The following is a 462-nucleotide window of genomic DNA, read 5'->3' as shown; positions in this document are numbered from 1 at the left end:
CGTGGCTGTCCAGGTTCACGCGCACGCAGGGCCAGTTGAGGCGAGCGGCGACCTGCTCGATATGGGTCGACTTGCCGGTGCCGTGATAGCCGGTGATCATGACGCGGCGGTTGCGCGCGAAGCCCGCAAGGATCGCAAGGGTCGTATCGCGGTCGAAGAGATAGTCGGGATCAAAATCGGGCACATGCTGCTCGGCTTGCGAAAAGGCCGGGACCTCAAGATCCGAGTCGATGCCGAAGACCTGTCGCACGGACACCTTCATGTCCGGCGTAAGGGTCGCTGTCTCGGTATGTGCCGTCATAGGGGCCTCTTGGTCTTTGGAGTGTGTCTCGAAAATGTCATGGGCTTCTTAACCCCCACGACGGAATGGTGCAATTTCCTAATCCGCCTAGCTGCCTTGCCTAAAAGCATATCGTTTCAGCACAGGCCGGCGCTTTTGAGGGCATCGTGCGCCTTGATGAT

At 59.1% G+C, this 462-nt stretch carries 1 pseudogene; it reads right to left on the bottom strand.

Annotated elements, in window-relative coordinates:
* Positions 1-301: pseudogene (locus C7G61_RS43395) on the bottom strand (cobaltochelatase subunit CobS); the annotation flags it as partial.
* Positions 302-462 lie beyond the last annotated feature (161 nt).

It is taken from the genome of Bradyrhizobium algeriense (genome assembly GCF_003062295.1).
Taxonomy (GTDB): domain Bacteria; phylum Pseudomonadota; class Alphaproteobacteria; order Rhizobiales; family Xanthobacteraceae; genus Bradyrhizobium; species Bradyrhizobium algeriense.
The sequence above is the reverse complement of the archived record's forward strand: the minus strand, read 5'-3'. Positions and strand labels throughout refer to the sequence as shown.